The organism is Streptomyces sp. NPDC057694, assembly GCF_042799415.1.
Classification (GTDB): domain Bacteria; phylum Actinomycetota; class Actinomycetes; order Streptomycetales; family Streptomycetaceae; genus Streptomyces.
This window is the reverse complement of the sequence record NZ_JBHVIX010000005.1, coordinates 377,099-380,876: the sequence shown is the minus strand read 5'-3', so window position 1 is coordinate 380,876 and position 3,778 is coordinate 377,099. Positions and strand designations below refer to the sequence as shown.

General features: G+C 68.3%; 5 protein-coding genes. 1 reads left to right on the top strand and 4 read right to left on the bottom strand.

Annotated elements, in window-relative coordinates:
- Window positions 1–131: 131 nt before the first annotated feature.
- From ACFVDP_RS15975 to ACFVDP_RS15960, 4 genes are all read right to left on the bottom strand, one after another.
- The gene (locus ACFVDP_RS15975) at window positions 132–422 is read right to left on the bottom strand and encodes a WXG100 family type VII secretion target (RefSeq protein WP_383489409.1); all 291 of its coding nucleotides are present in this window, start codon (window positions 420–422) and stop codon (window positions 132–134) included.
- 85 nt (window positions 423–507) lie between these two features.
- Window positions 508–834: a WXG100 family type VII secretion target gene (locus ACFVDP_RS15970; RefSeq protein WP_383489406.1), complete on the bottom strand. Its 327-nt coding sequence runs from the start codon at window positions 832–834 to the stop codon at window positions 508–510.
- Window positions 835–1,028: 194 nt separating this feature from the next.
- Window positions 1,029–2,126, bottom strand: a complete 1,098-nt coding sequence (locus ACFVDP_RS15965; protein WP_383489403.1) for a PE-PGRS family protein — start codon at window positions 2,124–2,126, stop codon at window positions 1,029–1,031.
- A gap of 118 nt (window positions 2,127–2,244) precedes the next feature.
- Entirely contained in the window at window positions 2,245–2,583 is a 339-nt protein-coding gene (locus ACFVDP_RS15960) for a WXG100 family type VII secretion target (RefSeq protein ID WP_383489400.1), read from the bottom strand.
- A 229-nt stretch (window positions 2,584–2,812) separates the two neighbouring features.
- On the opposite strand from ACFVDP_RS15960, the gene ACFVDP_RS15955 reads away from it, so the two are divergent.
- On the top strand, window positions 2,813–3,697 hold the full coding sequence (locus tag ACFVDP_RS15955) for a hypothetical protein (RefSeq protein ID WP_383489398.1): 885 nt from the start codon (window positions 2,813–2,815) through the stop codon (window positions 3,695–3,697).
- Window positions 3,698–3,778: the final 81 nt, after the last annotated feature.

Below are 3,778 nucleotides of genomic sequence, written 5' to 3'. Positions count from 1 at the left end.
GGGGGGGGGGGAGAAGGAGGAGAAGAGGGGGGGGGGGCTCGTGGGCGCCGTAGGGGGGACCCGACGACCGCGTTCCGGCGCCCCTCCCCCCCCCCCCCCCCCCCCCGCCCCCGGCTGCGTACCGCTGAGCGTCACGACCAGACGCTGGTGTTCCGCTGCTCGGTCTGCTGGTAGTTCTGGGCTGCGGTGTCCAGGGCGCGGGCGATCGACTCAAGCGTCGAGTGCAGCGACGCGGCGCGCTGGTCCCACTCGTTCTGCTTGGCCTGGTAGCCCTCCTGCGCGTTACCTTCCCAGCTCGCGGCGATGCGCTTGACGCCGGCCTCGAGGTCGTCGAGCTGCTGACGCACGTTGCTGGCGGTGGACTTGACGTCCTGGGACGCCTGGGAAATGGTCTGGAAATTGACCAGAACCTGACCGGACATGATCTCTCCCCCGGGGGATTGTGGACGAACGGTGAGAAAGCTCTACGAGCTCACTGAAGGACGAGCGACGAGCGATGCGCTCGGCTTAGCCGAACGGCGAGGCCTCGGCACCCGAGGAGATGTGCCCGATGGACGCGGCCTGCTCCTCCTCGGACGACTGGTAGTTGCTGGCCGTCGCGTCGATCGCTTCCTTGATCTCGTTCAGGACCCGGTTCAGCGCGGTCGCGTCCTCGTTCACCTGGTTCTGCAGGTTGTTGTACGCGGTGGCCGCCTCACCCTTCCAGCCGCCGGTGATCGAATCGACCACCGTCTGCAGGCGCTGGATCTCGCCCTGGACGGACTCGTTCACCTGGGAGATGCGACCGCTGAACGCGACCATCTCCTCGTGCGTAACATTAAATTGACCCGCCATGGCCACTTGCCCCCATGAGATTCGACATCGGTCCCCGCGGCTCTCGAATCCCCCCAGGGGGCCCGGGCGCGGGTGGCACTGCTCGCGAGTGCCGCGACTGTACTTTAGTCACAGTTGACACAGTCACCAAGACCGTTCCCGGTGATCGGGTGCACTGTGACACGACCCTCACATTGTCACGAACACAACAGGGATCAGCCGAACGTCGCCCGGGCCCGTTCGTTCTCCTCCGCCGAACCGGAGCCCGATCCCGATGATGCGGGTGCCGCGGGCTCCGCGGCCTGGGTCGAGGACGCGGCGGAACCGGTCGAGGACGGCGTCGACGGCGTCGATGGCGTGGATCCCGACGATGCCGAAGCCCCCGCCGATGCCCCTGTCGAAGTACCTTCCGATGCTCCTGACGAAGTCCCCGCCGACGCCTCTGCCGACGCGTCGCCGCCCGTTCCTCCGCGCAGCCGGTCCAGGCCCGACTGGGCGTGGTTCCCGGCCACTTCCGTCGCCCGGTCGGTCCCCGCGTCGATGTAGGTCTGCGGATCGGCGAGGCCCGTGATCCCGTCGACCTTCTCCTGGAGCCCGTCCTTGATGCCGCTGACGGCCGTCTCCTTGAAGGTGTCGTACCCGGCTCCCGCCGCCGCGCCGAAGTCGATGCTCTGCTGGGCGCCGAAGTGGGTCTTGACGCCCTGCTCGACGATGCTCTGGCCCGCCGACTTGCCCGCCTCGACGGCGGCCTCCTTCAGTACTTCGACGATCATTTCCTTGATCGCCTTCACCGAGGCCTGTTCGACGGCGTCCTTGATCGTCTTGATGACCAGCTGCTTCAGTTCGTCGAGCAGCCGGCGCACGATGAGCCGGGTCGCCTGGGTGGCTCCCGCGGCGCCGATCTCCGACAGGCCGAGGGTGAACGGTGCGGCGGCCTGCGCGGCGGCGATCTCGATGGCGAGGGCGATGAGCTGCGCTATCACCGCGATCTTGCTGCCGACGACGACCAGGGCGACCGCGTCGAGGGCGAAGGCGAGGATCTCTGCGGCCTGCGCGGCATCGTCGAGATAGCCGCCCCCGGCGCCCGAGAACTTCTGCCACGCCTCACCGAAACTCTCCACCGCCTCACCGGAGTTGGTGGCGAACACGGTCTGCGCCGCGCCCGTCCCGGTGCCCTGCGCCTGGCGGACCGCCTCCGCGAACTCCCGCCACGCCTGCGCCGCTTCGTGAATCTTGTCCTCGTTGGCGTCCGGCCAGCTGTAACCGAGCAGATCCAGGACCCACTCGATCTCGGACGGCAGCATCAAGGCCATGGTGTGTTGCTCCCCCGTGTGCGTACGCCCCTGTAACGCGTACGCCTGTGTGTAGGTGTGACGGCGACGGCTGCGGGCCGTCGCCCCTTGAGACAGGTGTGTGCGCGTCCGCGCTGTGTCAGTACGTGATGTCGGGGCGCTGAGCGCCGTACGCGACGATGCTCTGGGCCTGGTCGTCCTCGGTCAGCTCGTACTGCGCGCCCATGACCACCAGGTTGTTGCCGATCTTGTCGAGCTCCGAGGAGAGGTGCTCCATCGAGTCGAGCATGCCGTCGCGCACCGGCTCGTAGATGTCGGCGAAGGTGCCGATGATGTCCTCGCCCCAGTCGGCCTCGGCCGCTTCGAGTGACGACTTGAGCCTGTCGGTCGCGGACTTGAAGTCGGCGCCGAGGTCGGTGAAGACGCTGCCCTGGTCCTTGAGTACGGCCGGATCGATGTCGAAACCGCTGCCTGCCATGAGCTCCCCCTGAAAGCCGTGTCACCTGAGACCCGGCCACTCTAGTGTCGCCTCGTACCAACGATTCACTGCCCGCGCAATCATCACCACGTGCTCACACACACGCCATGTCCCTGCGCTAACGTGCTGCGGCCTGCCGCCCGTGTCCACATTCGCGTCCACATTCGCTTCTAGATCCGCATCCGCACCCGTATTCGCATCCGCATCCGCGAGGAGCCCGAGACCCCACATGTCCAACTATCAACCCAATCCGTACCAGCAGCCCCAGTCCCAGCCGCCGCCGTGGGGTCCACCGCCGCAGGGACCGCCCCTCCAAGGCCCACCGCCGCAGGGACCGCCCTACCAAGGCCCGCCACCGCAGGGGCCCCCGCCTCAGGGACCGCCGCCACAGGGCCCGCCGTTCGGGCCCCCGGCAGCGCAGCAGTATCCGGGACAGCAGCAGTATCCGCAGCAGCCCCCAGCCCAGTCGCCCTACCCGGCGCCGTATCCGGCACAGCCCCAGCCTCCCCAGCCTCCGGCCGGTCCCAAGGTTCCGGTCCTGGGCCGGCTGGTCGGTGCCGGGATCATCGTCGTCGCGCTGCTCTTCAGCGGCTTCTTCGGCTGGGAGGGCCTGTACGCGGCCGGGATCCGTGGCACCCACGGGGAGCTGAAGGTCGAAAAGTGCACGGTGAAGTACGAGCGGTACCGCTCGCACGGGCACTACCGGACGCGGCGCAGCTATGACTGCTACGGGACGTTCACCTCGGACGACGGCAAGACCAAGGACATCAACGCCGTCCTGGACGACAGCAAGCTGCGCTACGACGCCGACGAGACGGTCTCGGTGACCCAGGCCGGCGAGGCCGTGTCGACCTCGCGCGACTTCGACTACGTCGTCTCCGACGCCAAGCACGCCGGGTACGACTTCGCGGGCGCCTTCGCGCTGCTCATCGCCGTAGCGCTGGGCATCTTCTGCACGGTCACGGGCTACTTCCCCGGCAAGCGCTGCCAGGTGTCGTACAACCAGGCCTGGCGCGCGTCCGCACGCGGCGCGACGCGGCCCGTCATCATCGCGGTCGGCGCGATCGGGGCCCTGGGCGCCCTGGTGTCGCTGATCCTGGGGTTCACGCTCTGACGCGTACGGCGTAAGGCGTGCGGCGTGCGGATCGATGGAGCGGCGAGTACGTGCGTGGGCCCGCAGCCAGGAGGTACAGGC